We start from the raw sequence: 15,989 nt of genomic DNA, 5'->3' as shown, positions 1-15,989 counted from the left end.
GGCGGTGGGTACCCGCACGGGTGATCTCTCGCTGAATGTCCGCGACCGTGGATAAGCTCATGAACAGTGGTCCCCGAAAGGAGGATGCCGTGGCTGTAGTACAGCACGAGGAGCAGGTGCGCGTGCAGGAACAGCCGGAGCTGACGCTCGGCGAGGCAGCCGACCAGCTCGCACGCTCGCTGCCTGGGCATCGCGTGGAGATTCTCCAGGGGAGACTCACTGTGACACCACCGGCGGACGTGTCGCACGCTCTGGCTCTGTCTTGGCTCGGTGAGGAGTTCGGTGCGCGGGCGCGCGCCGTGGGGCTCAGACTCGTCCAGGGGGTCGGGTTGTGGTTGCCCTCCGGGCCGGAGGACTACGCGATTCCCGACCTGTCGGTCGTCGAGGCCGACATCAAGGACGCCCATGTCATGAAGAACTGCTACGCCGCTCACGTCTTCCGCATGGTCGTGGAGGTGACATCGACCAACTGGGCGGACGACCTCGGCCCCAAGGTCGAGGACTACGCCCAGGCGGGCATTCCGGTCTACGTCGTGGCCGACCGCAAGCACGACCTGGTGCTCCTCTGCAGCGATCCCCGGGGCGGCGAGTACAAGAACAAGGCGCACCACAAGCGCGGGACCTCGTTCGCCGTGCCGGACGTGGTCGGCGTCGAGATGGAGCTCTCCGTGGACCGCCTCCTCGACGGCGACGAGGACTGACCCCGCGTCTTCCCGAAAACCCCTGGACGGAGTGTCGTACTCGCGTGCGACACTCCGTTTCATGCTGGGTGTCACCGATCTTCCGACCTATCTCGCCGGCCTGGTGCTGATCGTCCTGCTGCCGGGACCGAATTCGCTGTACGTGCTCTCCGTCGCCGCCCGGCGCGGGGTGCGGACCGGGTATGTGGCGGCGGCCGGGGTGTGGACCGGGGACACCGTCCTGATGACCTTGTCCGCGCTCGGGGCCTCGTCGCTGCTGCAGACGACGCCGGTGCTCTTCGCCGTCGTCAAGTTCGCCGGCGCGGGCTATCTGACCTGGATGGCGATCGGCATGCTGCGGGCCGCGGTGACCATGTGGCGCGAGCGGCACCGGCGGATGGCCGAGCTGACCGAGGAGGACGCCGGGCCCGCGGCCGCGGCGGCGATGGAGCGGCCGTACCGGCGGGCGTTGGTGGTCAGCCTCTTCAACCCGAAGGCGATCCTGTTCCTGATCTCGTTCTTCGTGCAGTTCGTCGATCCGGGTTACGCCTATCCGGCGCTGTCGTTCCTGGTGCTGGGCACGCTGCTGCAGATCGCCAGCTTCCTCTATCTCTCGATGCTGATATTCGGCGGCACCCGGCTGTCCGCCGCGTTCCGCCGCCGCAAGCGGCTGTCGGCGGGGGCCACTTCGGCGGCCGGGCTGCTCTTCCTCGGTTTCGCGGCGAAGCTCTCGCTCAGCAGCGTGTGACGTTCCGGCTCAGGAGGCTGTGACCGGGGAGAGTCCGAACCGCGCCAGGTACCGCGCCAGGCCCGAGGCGTCCTCGCCCGCCCAGCCGACGTAGCCGTCCGGGCGGACCAGGAACAGGCCCTTCCCGTACGCCTCGTGGGCGTCCGTGCGGTGCACGCGCACCTGGTCGCCGTCGAACACCGGGAGGGCGGCGTCCCGTGCCGCAGGACCAGGCCGAGCTTCCAGCCCAGGTTGTACGCGTCCTGCACGCTGGTGTTCAGGCCCTGGCCGCCCGCGGGGGAGTGCACGTGCGCGGCGTCGCCCGCCAGGTAGACCCGGCCTTCGCGGAACCGGTCGGCCGGCGCGGCGCGCGGCCGGAAATCGGACAACCAGCGGACCTCGGTGATGTCCAGGGCCGCCAGATGCGTGCGGGCGGCGACCAGCGCGCGCACCCCCTCCGGGGACGTGTCGGGCTCGCCCTCCTTGAACTGGGCGACCAGCTGGAAGTCCGCCGTGCCGGGCAGCGGGCAGAGCGTGAGGAAACCCTGCTCCCCGCTCACCGCATGCCAGTTGAGCCGGTCCAGCGCGTCCTCAGTTTCCTTAATGCTGTTAAGTTCCATGATTCGGAGTGTGTGCTTAACGTTGTTAAATTGCCAAGGTGGGTACGACGAAGATCGACCGGGCACGGGTCGCCGACACCGGGCTGCGGCTGCTGAACGAGGTGGGCCTCGACGGCCTCACCCTGCGCGCCATCGCCCGGGAGCTGGACGTCAAGGCGCCCGCGCTCTACTGGCATTTCAAGGACAAGCAGGAACTCCTCGACGAGATGGCCACGGTGATGTATCGCCGGATGCTCGCCGAGGGCCTGCCGGGGCCGGCCCCGGAGCGCTGGCAGGACCAGCTCGTCGCGTACAACAGCGCCCTGCGCGCCGCCCTGCTGCGCTACCGCGACGGGGTCAAGGTCTACAGCGGCGCCAGGTTCACCGGCACCGACCACACCGACGGCCTGGAGGTCCATCTGCGGACCATGGTCGACGCCGGGTTCGAGCTGTGGCAGGCCGTCCGGGCGGGCACCACCGCGTACGCGTACACGATGGGCTTTGTCACCGAGGAGCAGGGCGTCCGGCCGATGCCGGATGAACGGTGGGACGGCTTCGACGTCGACGCGCGGGCCGCCCGCATGTCCGCGTACCCGCTCGCCGCGGCGGCCGGTGCCGAGATCTTCGACCACTACGACGAACGCTTCGAGGACGGGCTCCGGCTGATCGTCGCGGGCATCGAGGCGCGGTACGGGGGGCGCTGACCAGCGCGCGTACCTGCGGGGTCGGTGCGCAGTTTCCGGTACCGAAAGGGCGAGTTCATCCGGCGGCCGCTCAGGTTTCTTAGCGTGTCGCGGAACCGATCACGCGCGCCCAGCATCCGCCCCTCGACGGAGCGGGGCTCCGTGCGCGCTCAGGTGACCGCACATCCGGATACGCCCCCTCCCCCCACGGGCACCAGACGCTTGGAGCGCCATGAGAGAAGCCCGAACCCGTTGGCCACGGCAACGTGACGCGGCCCCGCCCGGGAGCGCCGCCTCGCAGCCCGCCTCCGTCACCCCGACCGACGTGGACGTGTGCCTGCGGGCCTGTGCCGCGCACAGCACCAAGCTGGTGGCGGGGCTCGACCGGCGGCGTACGGCACTCGCGGAGGCGCTGCGGCACCTGCTGGCCGTGCACGCGGCGGCGCAGCCCGCGGGACCCGCGCCCGCCGGGTCCTCGATCCCGCTGATGCGGCGCGCCGGCAAGGCGGGCGCGGCCTCCGCCGCGACCCTCGCCGACGAGCTGCTCGACCCGCTGCTCGCGGTCGGCAACAAGGCGCTGGACTGCGGTTACGAGGACGAGCTGAAGCTCGCGATGCTCATCGGGGACACCGTGCTGACCCAGCGCAAGGGCTCCCGGGCCGGCTGGCGGCTGCGGGCCAGGACGCTGGAGGCGATGGGTGCGGAGACCGCGGCCATCGAGGCGTACGAGCGCTACCTCTCGTTCACCGAGGACGACGGCTTCGGCATCGCGGCCAAGGTCGTCGGGCTGCGGGCGGGCGCGCGGCTCCAGGACGCGCTGCTGCGGAGGCTGGAGCGGGACTGCCCGGCCGCCGCCGAGTACGCCGCCCGCCCCGTCACCGAGTCCTGGGCCGAGGGCCTGGCCCTCCAGGCGCGCGGCGACCGGGACCGGGCGGAGCCCCGGCTGGTCGGCGCCCTGCTCGCCCAGGAGCGCACCGGAGCCCCGGTGACGGAGCTCCAGGAGGCCACCTCCCAGTACCTGGGGCTGGCCATGGACGCGGCCGGGACGGACCCCGTCGCCGTGGCCCGGCTCACCGAGATCGTCGGCCTCTACGCCGAACAGCGCAGGAGCCGGATGCGCGGCCCGGTCGAGGACCCCACCTTCGGCGGCGTCGAGTGGACCACGGTCGGCGAGTTCCGCAACCGGATCGCGGGCCGGTCGATCTGCCTCATCGCCAACTCCCAGCGCGTCGGCAGCAGTTCGATGGGCGCCGAGATCGACGGCTACGACCTGGTCGTCCGCTTCAACTCGTACCGGATCGACCCGGCGGCGACCGGACGGCGCACCGACATCCACGCCACCATCCACAAGCACGGCTTCAACTGGGACCAGAAGGTGCACACCCGGCTGGTCTTCGGCGGGGTCTCCGGCGACTGGAAGCACTCCCTGCGCAACCGCCTCGTCCCGGGCGCCCAGCAGTACCTGGGCGACGAGTCGCTGCGCTGGCCGCTGCGCGACATCGGGCGCGTCGGCGCCGACGTCTGGCCGGCCATCCCCACCACCGGGTTCAACATGCTGTGGCTCCTGGACCACCTGGACGTCAGCAGCCGGATCGACCTGATCGGCTTCGACTTCTACGAGAGCGGCGCCTACCGCCTGCCCGGCGCGATGCGGATGCCCATCACCTCCGTGCACGAGTACACCAGCGAAAAGGCGTGGGTCATGGAACGCGCCCAGAGCGTCACCGACATGAGGATCCGACTGCGATGACGACGACCGCCACGACCCCGTCCGCCACGACCCCGTCCGCCACGGGCCTCCCCGCCACGGACCTCCCCGACCCGGTCCTCCCCGGCACGGGCCTTCCCGTCTCGCCCGCGCCCGCGAATTCACTCACCGGCAAGCGCCGGGTCGCCTTCGCGAGCTTCGTCGACGAGAACTACCTGCCCGGTTTCCTCGCCCTGCTGCGCAGCCTGGCCCTCTCCAACCCGAACGTCTGCGAGGACTTCCTCGTCCTGCACGACGGACTGCGCCCCGCGTCCGTCGCGCAGATCCGGGCGCTGCACCCGCGCGTCGACTTCCGCCGGGTCGACGCCGAGCACTACGACTCGTACGCCAAGGGCGACCAGGACAACTACCTGGTGCGCAAGGCCTACTTCATCCTCGACATCTTCCGGGTCCGCGACTACGACACCGTGATCACCCTGGACACCGACATGGTCGTCCTCGACGATCTGGGCGAACTGCTCGCGCTGCGCGACGGACTGGCCGCCGTACCGCAGTTCTTCTACGGGCAGCACAAGCTCAACAGCGGGCTCCTGGTCATCCAGCGCGAGTATCTGAGCGACGCGTTCTGCGCGAGGATCGACGAGGTCGGCCGGGCCGGCACGTACGAGCTCGACAAACACGACCAGGGCATCCTCAACGCCGTGCTCGACGGCGACTTCGTCCAGCTCGACGCCCGCTACAACTTCGTCAAGCGGCGGCTCTCCGGCGACCTCCCGGTCCCCGGCTCCACCGCGATCCTGCACTTCACCGGGCGGCACAAGCCCTGGCAGGGCGGCGAGGCCGGCTACCGCGAGGCCGAGAACCGCTGGCACGAATTCGAGCTGTCCGACGCCGAGTTCCACTCCGCGTACGTGGCGCTGCCCGGCGCCAAGCATCACGACCTGCTGGTCCACTACGGCACCCCGCACGTGCTGCGCACCAGGTCCCCGGAGGCCGCCCGCAAGGTCGCCGCCGCCCACATCGCGGCCGGCGAGTACCAGGAGGCGGCCGATCTGCTGGGCCGGGTCCGGATCCCCGTCGACGAGTCCTGGCCGCACGAGGTGCTCGGCCACGCCCTGATGAGCGTCTCCCGCTACGAGGAGGCCCGCGCCCGGCTGCTGCTCGCCACCGCCTCGCCCAACCGGGCTGCGACCGCCTTCGCCCGCCTCGCCCAGATCTCCTGGATCCACGGCGACGACGACGAGGCGGCCGAGTACGCGCTGAAGGGCCTCGCGGTCGACCCCACCCACCGCGCCAACCGGCTGATGCACAAGCGCACCACGGACCTGACCGCCCCCGTGGAGGGCCCCGCCTCCGGCCAGCTTGCCCACGTCGCCTTCTACATGGAGCGCCAGGGCAACGCCGGGGACAAGCTGCTGCCCGAGAGCGTACGGCTGGCCTTCGGCCGGGACACCGGACCGCGGCGGTGGCACTCCATCCACGCCCACCGGCTCTTCGACGAGGCCGCGCTGGAACGGGTCAACGAGCGCCGGGGCCTGGTCATCGGCGGCGGTGGCCTCTTCATCCCGGACACCGCGCCCAACGGCAACAGCGGCTGGCAGTGGAACGTCCCGGACGAGCTGCTCGACCGGATCGACGTCCCCGTCATGGTGTACGCGGTCGGCTTCAACGCCTTCGACGGCCAGGCGTACGGGCACGGGCGGGACCGGTTCCTCTCCAGCCTGCGCGGGCTCGTCGAACGTTCCTCGTTCTTCGGGCTGCGCAACCACGGCTCCATCGAGAAGGTCCGGGACCTGCTGCCCGCCTCGCTCCACGACAAGGTGCGCTTCCAGCCCTGCCCGACCACGGTCACCCGGCAGCTGGTGGACGGCTGGACGGACCCGGAGCGGCGCGAGGACACCGTGCTGATCAACGCCGCGTACGACCGTTCCGGGCTCCGCTTCGGGCACGACTACGGGCACTTCCTGGGCGAGATGGCGACCGCGGTGCGGGAGCTCGGCAAGCGGGCCGAGGTCCGGTGCGTCGCCCACTCGCTGGACGACGAGCGGATCGCCTTCGACCTGCGGCGCGAGCACGGGATCGCGCTGCCGGTGATTCCGATGTACGACTTCGGCAACGACGAGATCCGGGACACCTACGCCCGCACCAAGCTGGTCATCGGGATGCGCGGGCACGCGGGGATGATCCCGTTCGGCTGCGGTACGCCGATCATCAGCCTGATCTCGCACCCGAAGATGGCGTACTTCCTGGCCGACATCGACCGTCCGGAGTGGGGCATCTCGGTCCACGACCGGCACCTCGGGGCCCGGCTCACCGAGCGGGCGGCCGGGCTGCTCGACGACCACGCGGCCACGGTCGCCGATGTGCACGGCCGGCAGCGGGAACTCTGGAAGGTCACCGAGGCCAACGCGGCGGACCTGAGGGTGATCCAGGGCGGCGTGCCCGTCTGACGGCGCCGGGAGCGGGGCGGGGCGCCGAGCAGGGCCCGGCCCCGCACCCGACGCCGAATCCGGCCCCGTCCCCGACGCCTACTGCCGTACCACCCGGCGCCGCACCGACCGTGCCACCCTGCGCACCACCGCGTTGCGCGGCAGGAACGCGAGCTGCGCCGGCACCGCCCCCGGCAGCGCCAGCGAGGTCAGCCGCCTGCGCTTGAAATAGCGCCATGTGGTGGTGTCCAGGTGTGCGGCCAGATACCGCTCGGCGGCGGGCCGCAGCTCCGGGTAGATCCTCGGCTGCATCGCGAACCCGACCGCGGTGACCAGCCCGGTCAGCTCCGCCGGATCCACCGGCTCCGCGCCCAGCGCCGTCCCGGCCCGCTCGACGGCCGCCCGGTCCGTCACCTCCGGCACCAGCGCGTCCACCAGCGTGACCGGGACGCGGTTGCTGTTCTCGTACGGGGCGAGCCGGTCCAGCAGCACCTCGGTGCCGACCCGGGCCACCGGCAGCCCGTAGAACTGCGAGGCGGTGAGCAGCGCCGTCGAGAAGCAGCCGACGACCAGCGCGGGCCGCATCCGCTGGTAGAGCACCTCGGCGAGGACCGGTGCGGTGAGCACCCCCTCGTCCAGCACCGTCAGCTCGGCACCGAGCCTCCCGGCCTCCTCGCCCATCGCCCTCGACCACTGCGCCGGGGCCGTGGGATGCGGTTTGAAGACGATCCGGGTGTGGCCGAGCGCGACCGCGCCGCGCATCATCCGCAGATGCAGATTCTCCTCCTCGGCCGCGCTGATCAGCCCGAGCGCCGAGAGGTACTGGCCGAGCAGCAGCGCGGGCGCCTCCACGGCCGGCACGCCGTCCTGGGCCGCGGGCGCGTCCGCCAGCTCACCGAGCACCTTCAGGAACACCTCGGTCGGCACGATCTGCGGCGCCACCCCGAACTCCGTGAGCAGCAGCGGCTTCAGCCCCGGTACCAGGTCGAGGTGGAGCAGCCGGCGCACCCGCGTACCGACCAGCGGGTCGATCTTGTTGCGGGTGGGGCCGTAGCTCATCAGCCCGTCCGCGTACACATCGACCGGCGCGCCGGTGAAGATCTGCGCGACGGCCAGCGCGGGGTTGACCTGGATCGATTCGACCGCGAGCTCGATGTCGTCGTCGCCGAGCCCCCAGGCCAGGCGCAGATGCCGCTCCCACAGGGGTACGTCGTCGGGGCGTGGCGCCCAGCCGCCCGGGTGGAAGGGGGCGATCGTCGTGTTCCACGACACCACGTCGTCGAACCGGCCGCGCAGCGCGTCGAACCCGGGCATCGCGTCGAGGGAGGCCGTCGTCTCCGGTACCGCCGCGTTGTTCGAGACGAGCAGGATGCGGCGGTCCGCGTCCGGGAAGCAGCCCGCGTCGAGCGCGGCGGCGAGGGTGGCGGTGCCGTAGAGCGTGGAGGCGAGGAAGATCTGCGTGGTGCGGGACCGGGCGGTGTTCACGCGGCGGCCACCTCCTTGGTGCCCGCGGCGGCCGGGCGGCGGCGCAGCCGGCGCAGCAGGGTGGCGCGTTGCACGTCCATCGAGTCGAGGGCGTCGTCGAGCACCTGCTGCGGCATTCGCTTGAGCGCGGCTCCACTCATGGACTTCAGCGTGCGGGCCACGGCGGGTTCGAACCTTTCGATCGAGCTCATGTGGTGGAAAATGATCGCGCAATAGGTACGGACCGCTTTCGGCAGCAGTACCTGCGCGTCACGATCTTCCGCGGTTTCCCGAATGACCTGGTCGAACGAGCGAATGAAATCGAGCTGGCGTACGTCGCCGATCTGTGTGAGCGAAGAGGCCACCCCGCGCCGGTAGAAAATTCCGAGAAGCCCCAGCACCGCGAAGGAATCGGCCTCGCGATGCAGCCGCCAGATCCACGGGCGGTCCTCCGCGGTGCGCAGCCCGTCCGTGAAATGCAGCAGCCCGCGGTCCAGCAGCCGCCGGTGGTACAGCCCGGCCCAGGCGTACGGATAGTCGACCGAGGTGGACCGCCCGGCGGGCAGGATCGCGTCCCGCGGGTCCAGCACCTCGCCGCGCCGGCCGTGCGGGACGCGGTGCACGCTGCGGTTCCTGCCCTCGACCTGGACATGGTCGGTACGGACGAAGTCGCAGCCCAACTCCTCTGTCCTGGCGAGGAGTTCGGCATAGAAGCCGGGGGCGAGCCAGTCGTCCCCGTCGAGGAACGCGAGGTACTCGCCGCGCGCGGCGTCCAGGCCGGTGTTACGGGCGGTGGCCAGTCCGCCGTTCTGCTTGTGTCTGCGTACGACCACCCCCGGAATCTCGTCCTCGGCGCGGCGCAGTATGTCCGCGGTCCCGTCGGTCGAACAGTCGTCGACGAGGATGAATTCGAAGTCCTCGCGGGCGTTGGCCCGCAGGCTTCTCAAGGTGTCGGGGGCGTATGTCTGCACGTTGTAGAACGGCACGATGACCGAGAGCTTAACCACCCGTCTCACGCTAGGCGTGAGCCCGTCATTTGCCTTGGCCCCGGAAGGGACGGAGGGTGAACGGCGAATGTCGGAATGATGAACCGGGTCGAATCGTGGGCGATTGCGTCCCCTTTGTGAAGGCGATTCGCCAAGCGTCGGCGGGCTGTTAACCAGCTGTTGCCGTCACGTTGGGCCATGAATCGGAATGCCTTCCTAAGTTCTGGGACGTGCCCCCACGTACCGAAAAGACGACCGCCCTCCGGGTAGCCGTACTCGCCGACTCCGACACCCGGTGGAAATGGGGCGCGCTCACCGCGCGCCGCCTCACCACCGGTGCGTCCGGGGAGTCGGCGCAGCGCGTCGAGATCAGCGGACTGCTGCTGCGCGGCCGGGCCACCCCGACCCCGCGCCAGCTCGCCGAGGTCGGCGACGTCGGTATCGAGGCCGGCCGGGTGCGCGAGGTGACGGCCGTCGAATTCCTGCACACCGTGCGCGACGAGGGGTACGACGTCGTCGTCCTCGCCCTGGTCGGCGGAGCCGTCCAGGCGATGCTGCACGGACTCGCCGCACTGCGGCTGCCCGCCAGGCCCGTCGTCGTCACCGGCTACGTCGGCGTCGTCTACGAGAAGCTCGCCGACGGACTGCTGCTGCGGCACGGCGCCGACGTGGTCCTCGCCAACTCCCGCCACGACGCGGAGCGCTTCCGCGCGGTGTACGAGGGAGTGGGCGCCGACGCCTCGGCCGTCACCGAGGCCGCCCTGCCGTTCCTCGGCGGCGAGCCGCACCGCCCGCAGGAGGGCCGCGACACCGTCGTCTTCGCCGCCCAGCCCTCCGTACCGGCCTCCCGCGACGACCGCATGTACCTGCTGCGCAGGCTGGTCGAGCACGCCGGACTGCACCCGGAGCGCGAGGTGCTGCTGAAGCTGCGCTCCAAGCCCGGCGAGCACACCACGCACATCGAGGAACTCCCGTACCAGCGGCTCGCCGAGAAGCTGCCCGGCGGCCTCCCGCCCAACTTCCGCCTGGTGTACGGGCACATGGGTGAGGTCCTGGACCGCACCGACCTGCTGGTCACGGTCTCCTCGACCGCCGCGCTGGAGTCCCTGCACCGGCGCGTTCCGACCGCGGTCCTCAGCGACCTCGGCGTCCGCGAGGCCCTGGGCAACCACCACTTCATCGGCTCCGGCCTGCTCACCTCCTGGGACCACCTGGACGGGGGCTTCCGCCCGGAACCCGACCCGGAGTGGCTGGCCGGCCAGGGCGTCGCCGCCGACGGCACGTACGCCACGGCCTACGACCACGCCCGCGCCCGCGTCGACGCCCTGCTCGCCACCGCCCGGCTGCCCGACCTCGCCCCCTACTACACGCCCGCCACCGCCCCCGGCTACCTCCCCGGCATCCTCGCCCGCCACCACCTCGCCCCCGACGGCCACCCGCTGCCGGGCGCCGAACGGCCCCGCGAGACCGGCGGAGTGCGCGGCGCGGTCCGCGAAGCGGTCCGGGAGGCGGCGCGCGGCGCGTACCGGCAGGGCGTCCAGCGGGTCGCCCCGGTGATCCGACGGATGGGCGAGCTGTGAACACCACTTCAGGAGCAGAGATGACCCCGACCCCCACCGTGCTCGCCGTGATCCCCGCCCGCGGCGGATCCAAGGGCGTACCGGCCAAGAACCTCGCCCAGGTCGGCGGCGTACCGCTGATCGCCCGCGCCGTACGCGCCTGCCTGGCCTCCCGCGAGGTCACGGACGTCGTCGTGACGACCGACGACGCGGCCATCGCGGACGCGGCCCGCGCCGCCGGCGACACGCTGGGCGCCCCCGAGCGGCTGCACATCGTCCAGCGCCCCGCGGCCATCGCCGGGGACAGGTCCAGCAGCGAGGACGCGGTGCTGCACGCCCTGGACGCCTACGAGGCGATGCGCGAGCGGACGGCCGACGTGGTGCTGCTGGTCCAGTGCACCAGCCCCTTCGTGCTGCGGGAGGACATCGACGGCGTCGCCGCCGCGGTCGCCCGCGACGGCGCCGACACGGCGGTCACGGTCGCCCCCTTCCACGGCTTCCTCTGGCGCGACGGCAGCGCGGTCGAGGAGGACAACTACGGCGTCAACCACGACAAGTCCGTCCGGCAGATGCGGCAGGACCGCCCCGAGGACCTGCTGGAGACCGGCACCGCGTACGCCATGAACGCCGAGGGCTTCCGCACCCACCGCCACCGCTTCTTCGGCCACACCGCCCTGGTGCGCACCGACGCCGCGCGGGTCCTGGAGATCGACGACCCGCACGACCTGGCCCGCGCCCGCGCCCTCGCGCCGCTGCTCGACCCCTCGCCGCTGCCCACCCTCGACGACATCGACGCGGTCGTCCTCGACTTCGACGGCACGCAGACCGACGACCGGGTCCTCATCGACGCCGACGGACGCGAGATCGTCGCCGTCCACCGCGGCGACGGCCTCGGCATCGCCGCCCTGCGCAGGGCCGGACTGCCGCTGCTGATCCTCTCCAGCGAGCAGAACCCGGTCGTCGCCGCCCGCGCCCACAAGCTCCGCATCCCGGTCCTGCACGGCATCGACCGCAAGGACCAGGCACTCAAGCAGTGGTGCGACGAACAGTCCATCGCTCCCGAACGTGTCCTCTACGTCGGCAACGACGTCAACGACCTGCCGTGCTTCGCACTCGCCGGCTGGCCCGTCGCCGTCGCCAGCGCCCACGACTCGGTACGGGCGGCCGCACGCGCCGTCACGACCACCCCCGGCGGCTTCGGCGCCATCCGCGAGATCGCGGCCTGGCTGCTCGGCCCCACCCTCACGGCCACGCATCCCACCCAGTCCCCCAAGTGATCCCGGGTCCCCCAAACCCGCCAAGTCATCCGAGCTAAGGAAACACACCTCATGAGCACCTCCCGTCTGCGCACCCTCGGCACCCGCACCGCCGGCCCCGGCAACCCCGTCTACATCACGGGCGAGATCGGCATCAACCACAACGGCGACCTCGACAACGCCCTCGCCCTGATCGACGTGGCCGCCGAAGCCGGCTGCGACGCCGTCAAGTTCCAGAAGCGCACCCCGGAGATCTGCACCCCGCGCGACCAGTGGGACATCGAGCGCGACACCCCCTGGGGCCGGATGACGTACATCGACTACCGTCACCGCGTCGAGTTCGGCGAGGCCGAGTACCAGGCCATCTCCGAGCACTGCGCCAAGCGCGGCATCGACTGGTTCGCCTCCCCGTGGGACACCGAGGCCGTCGCCTTCCTGGAGAAGTTCGACGTCCCCGCCCACAAGGTCGCCTCCGCCTCCCTCACCGACGACGAGCTGCTGCGCGCCCTGCGCGCCACCGGCCGCACGATCATCCTCTCCACCGGCATGTCGACCCCGCGCCAGATCCGCCACGCGGTCGAGGTCCTCGGCTCGGACAACATCCTTCTCTGCCATGCCACTTCGACGTACCCGGCCAAGGCCGAGGAGCTCAACCTGCGGGTCATCAACACCCTCCAGCAGGAGTACCCCAACGTCCCGATCGGCTACAGCGGCCATGAGACCGGCCTCCAGACGACCCTCGCCGCCGTCGCCCTCGGCGCCGCGTTCGTCGAGCGCCACATCACCCTCGACCGCGCCATGTGGGGCTCCGACCAGGCCGCCTCCGTCGAGCCGCAGGGCCTCACCCGCCTCGTCCGCGACATCCGCACCATCGAGGCCTCGCTCGGCGACGGCGTCAAGAAGGTGTACGAGTCCGAGCTCGGCCCGATGAAGAAGCTCCGCCGGGTCGCGGGCGTCGTCGCCGAGGGCACCGAGGCGGCCCCGGCCGCCGAGCCGGTCGCGGTCTGACGGGCCGACCGGTGAACCTCGCCTTCGTCGAGAGCCCGGTCCAGCTCCTGAACGTCCTGGAGTGGGCCTACACAGAGGGAGGCGGCGACCGGGTCCTCACGGACATCACGGTCGTCGTCCTCCCCCCGGTCGACCCGATGTCGCGCGGTCAGCTGCGCCGGATGGCGGAGCTGGCCCGCGACGAGGGCGTCAACGTCCGCTGGCAGGAGGCGCGCGGCGGCGCGGGCGCCCCCCTGAAGAGCCTGCGCGAGCTGTCCGGACTCGTCCGCAGGGCGGAACACGTCGTCATCGGCGACCCGTTCTCCCGGTACGTACAACTCCTGCTCACCATGGTCCGGGCCCGCCGCCTCACCGTGGTCGACGACGGCACGGCCACCATGGAGTTCGTCGCCCAGCTCGCGCGCGGCGAACGCCTGGTGCGCTGGCACCGCAAGGGCAGCTCGGGCCCGCGCGAACTGGTCCTGGCCCCGGTCACGGCCCGCGCCCGCAGCCGCTTCACCCCGTCCGCCGACCGTACGGTCGAGGTCTTCACGGCCATGCCGGTCGAGGCTCCGCCCGGCGTGAGAGTCACCCCCAACACCTTCGCCTGGACCCGTGCCCGCTTCGGCCCGCCGCTGCTGACCAAGGGCGCGGACCTGGTCGGCACGTCGCTGGTCGAGACGGGCGTGGTCGACCGGGACCAGTACCTGGAGGCCGTCGCGTCCCTGTCCCGCACCCACGGCGCGACCCGCTACTTCGCGCACCGCCGCGAGTCCACCGAAAAGCTCCACGCCCTGGAGGCCGCCACCGGCCTGGAGATCGTCCGCCCCGATCTCCCCCTGGAACTCATCGCCCGCCGCGGCCCCATCGGCCGCACGGTCCTCAGCTTCCCCTCCACGGTCGTCCACACCCTGCCCCTCGCCCTGGCCGGCACCGAGGTGAAGGTCGCCGTCTGCGACATCGCCCCGGAATGGCTCCGCGACACGGCGTCCCCCCGCGCCCAGGGCTTCCTGAGCGGCGTCACGGAAACCGCCCGCGACGTACAGCGTCTGGCGCCCTGGCGGGCGACGGCGGTGACGGAGGCGTGAGGGGCAACGGCACCACCTTGTACGACAACGTGACACCTGCACCCTGGGGTGTCACGTTTCCGTTCGGCAGCACGACCGGTAACCGTCGGACGGCCGTGGTCCGCACGTCGTAGGACGGAGTCCACTTGAGTCGCGGGTTCGCCATTCCCCGGGTCTGGGCCTGTGCGATCGGTATCCGGTCGAACGGATACCGGTGATGCCCGGGGCAGCCTGCCCGCCGCACCCGTGTCCCGCCGTGATCGGGAGTGAGGCGAACCGGCTGCTCCGCGCCCGTTCCGCCAGATGCTCCGGGCCTTCGAGCTTCTCGGCGTGCCCACGGCGTGATCGCTGCTTCGCCCGCGGAAGGCCGAACGAGTCGGTTTGCCGGGGGGCGACCTGTTCAGCCGGCCCCCGGCAAACCGATGAATCTGCGAACCGAGCAATCAGCCGCTGACGTTGACGACCTTCAGCTCAATGGGCCAAGCGTTGGTGCCGCATTTCAGAACCGAGGCAGCTTCGGTGGCCCCCTTGCGCCAGCCCTTGCTGCCGCGGTACGGCCCATTCACGCGACCTGCGCTGGCACACTTGGCCTCCACGTACCAGGAGCCGTTCCCCTTGTTGCACCAAGCGACGGCGTCGTTCAGGCTTCCGTGGCTCACGTAGGCACTGCAGCCGCTCGGCTTGGGCACAGCGGCACTGGCTGCCGGTACGAAGCCCAACGTCACACCGGTGGCCACCATGCTGATGGCCGATGCCATCACTCCGAACTTCATTCGGGTGTGGTTCATGACAAATCCCTCCCTCGGAATGAGCCGACAGACGGCTCTCGGGAACGGTGCCAAAGATCACTGCCAGTCCGCATCCGGCCTTGGGAGGATGCGCTATTCGATCAGTGGTCGGTTGTGTCCGGCATCGAAGTATGGGAATCAGGACCGGAGTTGATGGGGATGTTCTGCTGGGCTCAGTGGCGGGCGGCCGGTGGCTGATTCGTCGGGGAGCCATGCCTCCGCCGGCGAATGAACGATGGCGTACCCCGACCCGGGGCGGCGCATGGGTCAGGGTTTGTTGGGGGTGAGCCCCGATAGCGGACAGCGGTGGGCGGACGTGAGCATCTGAACATGCAGACACCGGAGTTGACGGAGCGACAGAACACGACGGCCAGGACGGCGTTCCTCTCGGGTCCGGCCCTGATGGCCGGGTACGGAGCGGTGCGGCTGATCGGGCGCGCCGTCAGTGACTACGGGCCCGGTGTGTGGTGGTCGCTGGCGCATCTGCTGTTCCTGGCCGGGGTGCTCGCATTCGTGCCGGTGTTCCTGGGGCTGCGGAAGCTTGCCGGGGAGCGAGGCGGCAGGAGGGTCGCCGTCGAGGTGGCCGCCGGGGTCGGGCTGCTCGGTGCGGCGGCGGTGGCGGTGCAGGCGGTGATCGACCTGGCGGCCGGGTTCGTCGCGGCGGACAAAGAGGCCATGAGCGAGATCTTCGATCGGGTGCAGGGCGTGCCCGGTGTGATGCCGTTGGTCTACACCGTGGTGCCGATGCTGTTCTGGCTCGGGCTGCTGGCCCTCGTCACCCTGCTCGCGTTCCTCCGCCGTGACCTGGTCCGGGCGTGGGCGCCGGTGCTGGTGCTGACGGGCACCGTGCTGATGGCCGTGAGCCTGGATCTGCTGCCGGTCGGAGCCCTCTGTCTCGGGGTGGCACTGATGCCGGTACGCCGGGGGCTCTCCGCCTGACGGTGCCCGATGGTCGACCTGGCCGACCTGGGTGGTCGGAGTGGTCGGTCATGGCGCAAAGGGGGCGAGTTTACCCACGCCGCCATCACCTCACACGCCACGACGCAGTCATTTATT

Annotated in this window: 13 protein-coding genes and 1 pseudogene; 10 read left to right on the top strand and 4 right to left on the bottom strand. The window is 71.1% G+C overall.

The genetic code is table 11. The annotated features are described in order from the left end of the window. The first annotated feature begins 89 nt into the window (after positions 1-89). Positions 90-701: a Uma2 family endonuclease gene (locus OG611_RS02880; protein WP_266415219.1), complete on the top strand. Its 612-nt coding sequence runs from the start codon at positions 90-92 to the stop codon at positions 699-701. Positions 702-762: 61 nt separating this feature from the next. Then, the gene (leuE, locus tag OG611_RS02875) at positions 763-1,428 is read left to right on the top strand and encodes a leucine efflux protein LeuE (protein WP_266415218.1); all 666 of its coding nucleotides are present in this window, start codon (positions 763-765) and stop codon (positions 1,426-1,428) included. Positions 1,429-1,437: 9 nt separating this feature from the next. Here leuE and OG611_RS02870 read toward each other — a convergent pair. Continuing rightward, positions 1,438-1,964, bottom strand: a pseudogene (locus OG611_RS02870) (FAD-dependent monooxygenase); the annotation flags it as partial. 101 nt (positions 1,965-2,065) lie between these two features. On the opposite strand from OG611_RS02870, the gene OG611_RS02865 reads away from it, so the two are divergent. The 3 genes from OG611_RS02865 (at position 2,066) to OG611_RS02855 (ending at position 6,847) form a co-directional block, all read left to right on the top strand. Further along, complete coding sequence (locus tag OG611_RS02865) at positions 2,066-2,710, top strand: TetR/AcrR family transcriptional regulator C-terminal domain-containing protein (protein ID WP_266415217.1); 645 nt, start codon at positions 2,066-2,068, stop codon at positions 2,708-2,710. A gap of 211 nt (positions 2,711-2,921) precedes the next feature. After that, complete coding sequence (locus OG611_RS02860) at positions 2,922-4,439, top strand: hypothetical protein (protein ID WP_266415215.1); 1,518 nt, start codon at positions 2,922-2,924, stop codon at positions 4,437-4,439. Beyond that, on the top strand, positions 4,436-6,847 hold the full coding sequence (locus tag OG611_RS02855; RefSeq protein WP_266415213.1) for a glycosyltransferase: 2,412 nt from the start codon (positions 4,436-4,438) through the stop codon (positions 6,845-6,847). The genes OG611_RS02860 and OG611_RS02855 overlap by 4 nt, the downstream gene beginning before the upstream one ends. A gap of 78 nt (positions 6,848-6,925) precedes the next feature. Here OG611_RS02855 and OG611_RS02850 read toward each other — a convergent pair whose 3' ends face one another. Together OG611_RS02850 and OG611_RS02845 are read right to left on the bottom strand one after the other, a co-directional pair. Next, positions 6,926-8,311, bottom strand: coding sequence for a polysialyltransferase family glycosyltransferase (locus OG611_RS02850; protein ID WP_266415210.1), 1,386 nt, complete (start codon positions 8,309-8,311; stop codon positions 6,926-6,928). Further along, positions 8,308-9,297: a glycosyltransferase family 2 protein gene (locus OG611_RS02845; protein ID WP_266415208.1), complete on the bottom strand. Its 990-nt coding sequence runs from the start codon at positions 9,295-9,297 to the stop codon at positions 8,308-8,310. The genes OG611_RS02850 and OG611_RS02845 overlap by 4 nt, the downstream gene beginning before the upstream one ends. Before the next feature lie 209 nt (positions 9,298-9,506). Here OG611_RS02845 and OG611_RS02840 point away from each other — a divergent pair, with 209 nt between their 5' ends. The 4 genes from OG611_RS02840 to OG611_RS02825 are packed head-to-tail and all read left to right on the top strand — an operon-like array spanning position 9,507 to position 14,166. Beyond that, positions 9,507-10,856: a DUF6716 putative glycosyltransferase gene (locus OG611_RS02840; protein WP_266415206.1), complete on the top strand. Its 1,350-nt coding sequence runs from the start codon at positions 9,507-9,509 to the stop codon at positions 10,854-10,856. Between the two features lie 20 nt (positions 10,857-10,876). Continuing rightward, positions 10,877-12,112 (top strand): acylneuraminate cytidylyltransferase, encoded by a 1,236-nt coding sequence (locus OG611_RS02835; protein WP_266415204.1) that lies wholly within the window; start codon positions 10,877-10,879, stop codon positions 12,110-12,112. A 51-nt stretch (positions 12,113-12,163) separates the two neighbouring features. Further along, on the top strand, positions 12,164-13,099 hold the full coding sequence (locus tag OG611_RS02830; RefSeq protein WP_266415202.1) for an N-acetylneuraminate synthase family protein: 936 nt from the start codon (positions 12,164-12,166) through the stop codon (positions 13,097-13,099). Positions 13,100-13,110: 11 nt separating this feature from the next. Continuing rightward, positions 13,111-14,166 (top strand): hypothetical protein, encoded by a 1,056-nt coding sequence (locus tag OG611_RS02825; protein WP_266415200.1) that lies wholly within the window; start codon positions 13,111-13,113, stop codon positions 14,164-14,166. Between the two features lie 422 nt (positions 14,167-14,588). Here OG611_RS02825 and OG611_RS02820 read toward each other — a convergent pair whose 3' ends face one another. Then, positions 14,589-14,933, bottom strand: a complete 345-nt coding sequence (locus tag OG611_RS02820; protein ID WP_266415198.1) for a hypothetical protein — start codon at positions 14,931-14,933, stop codon at positions 14,589-14,591. Between the two features lie 330 nt (positions 14,934-15,263). Between OG611_RS02820 and OG611_RS02815 the strand changes: the two genes are divergently transcribed. Then, positions 15,264-15,872 carry a hypothetical protein gene (locus OG611_RS02815; RefSeq protein WP_266415196.1) on the top strand — a complete coding sequence of 203 codons (609 nt, stop codon included), beginning with the start codon at positions 15,264-15,266 and terminating at the stop codon, positions 15,870-15,872. The last annotated feature ends 117 nt before the right edge of the window (positions 15,873-15,989 follow it).

It is taken from the genome of Streptomyces sp. NBC_01363 (genome assembly GCF_026340595.1).
Lineage (GTDB): Bacteria > Actinomycetota > Actinomycetes > Streptomycetales > Streptomycetaceae > Streptomyces.
This window is presented reverse-complemented; position numbering and strand designations above follow the sequence as displayed.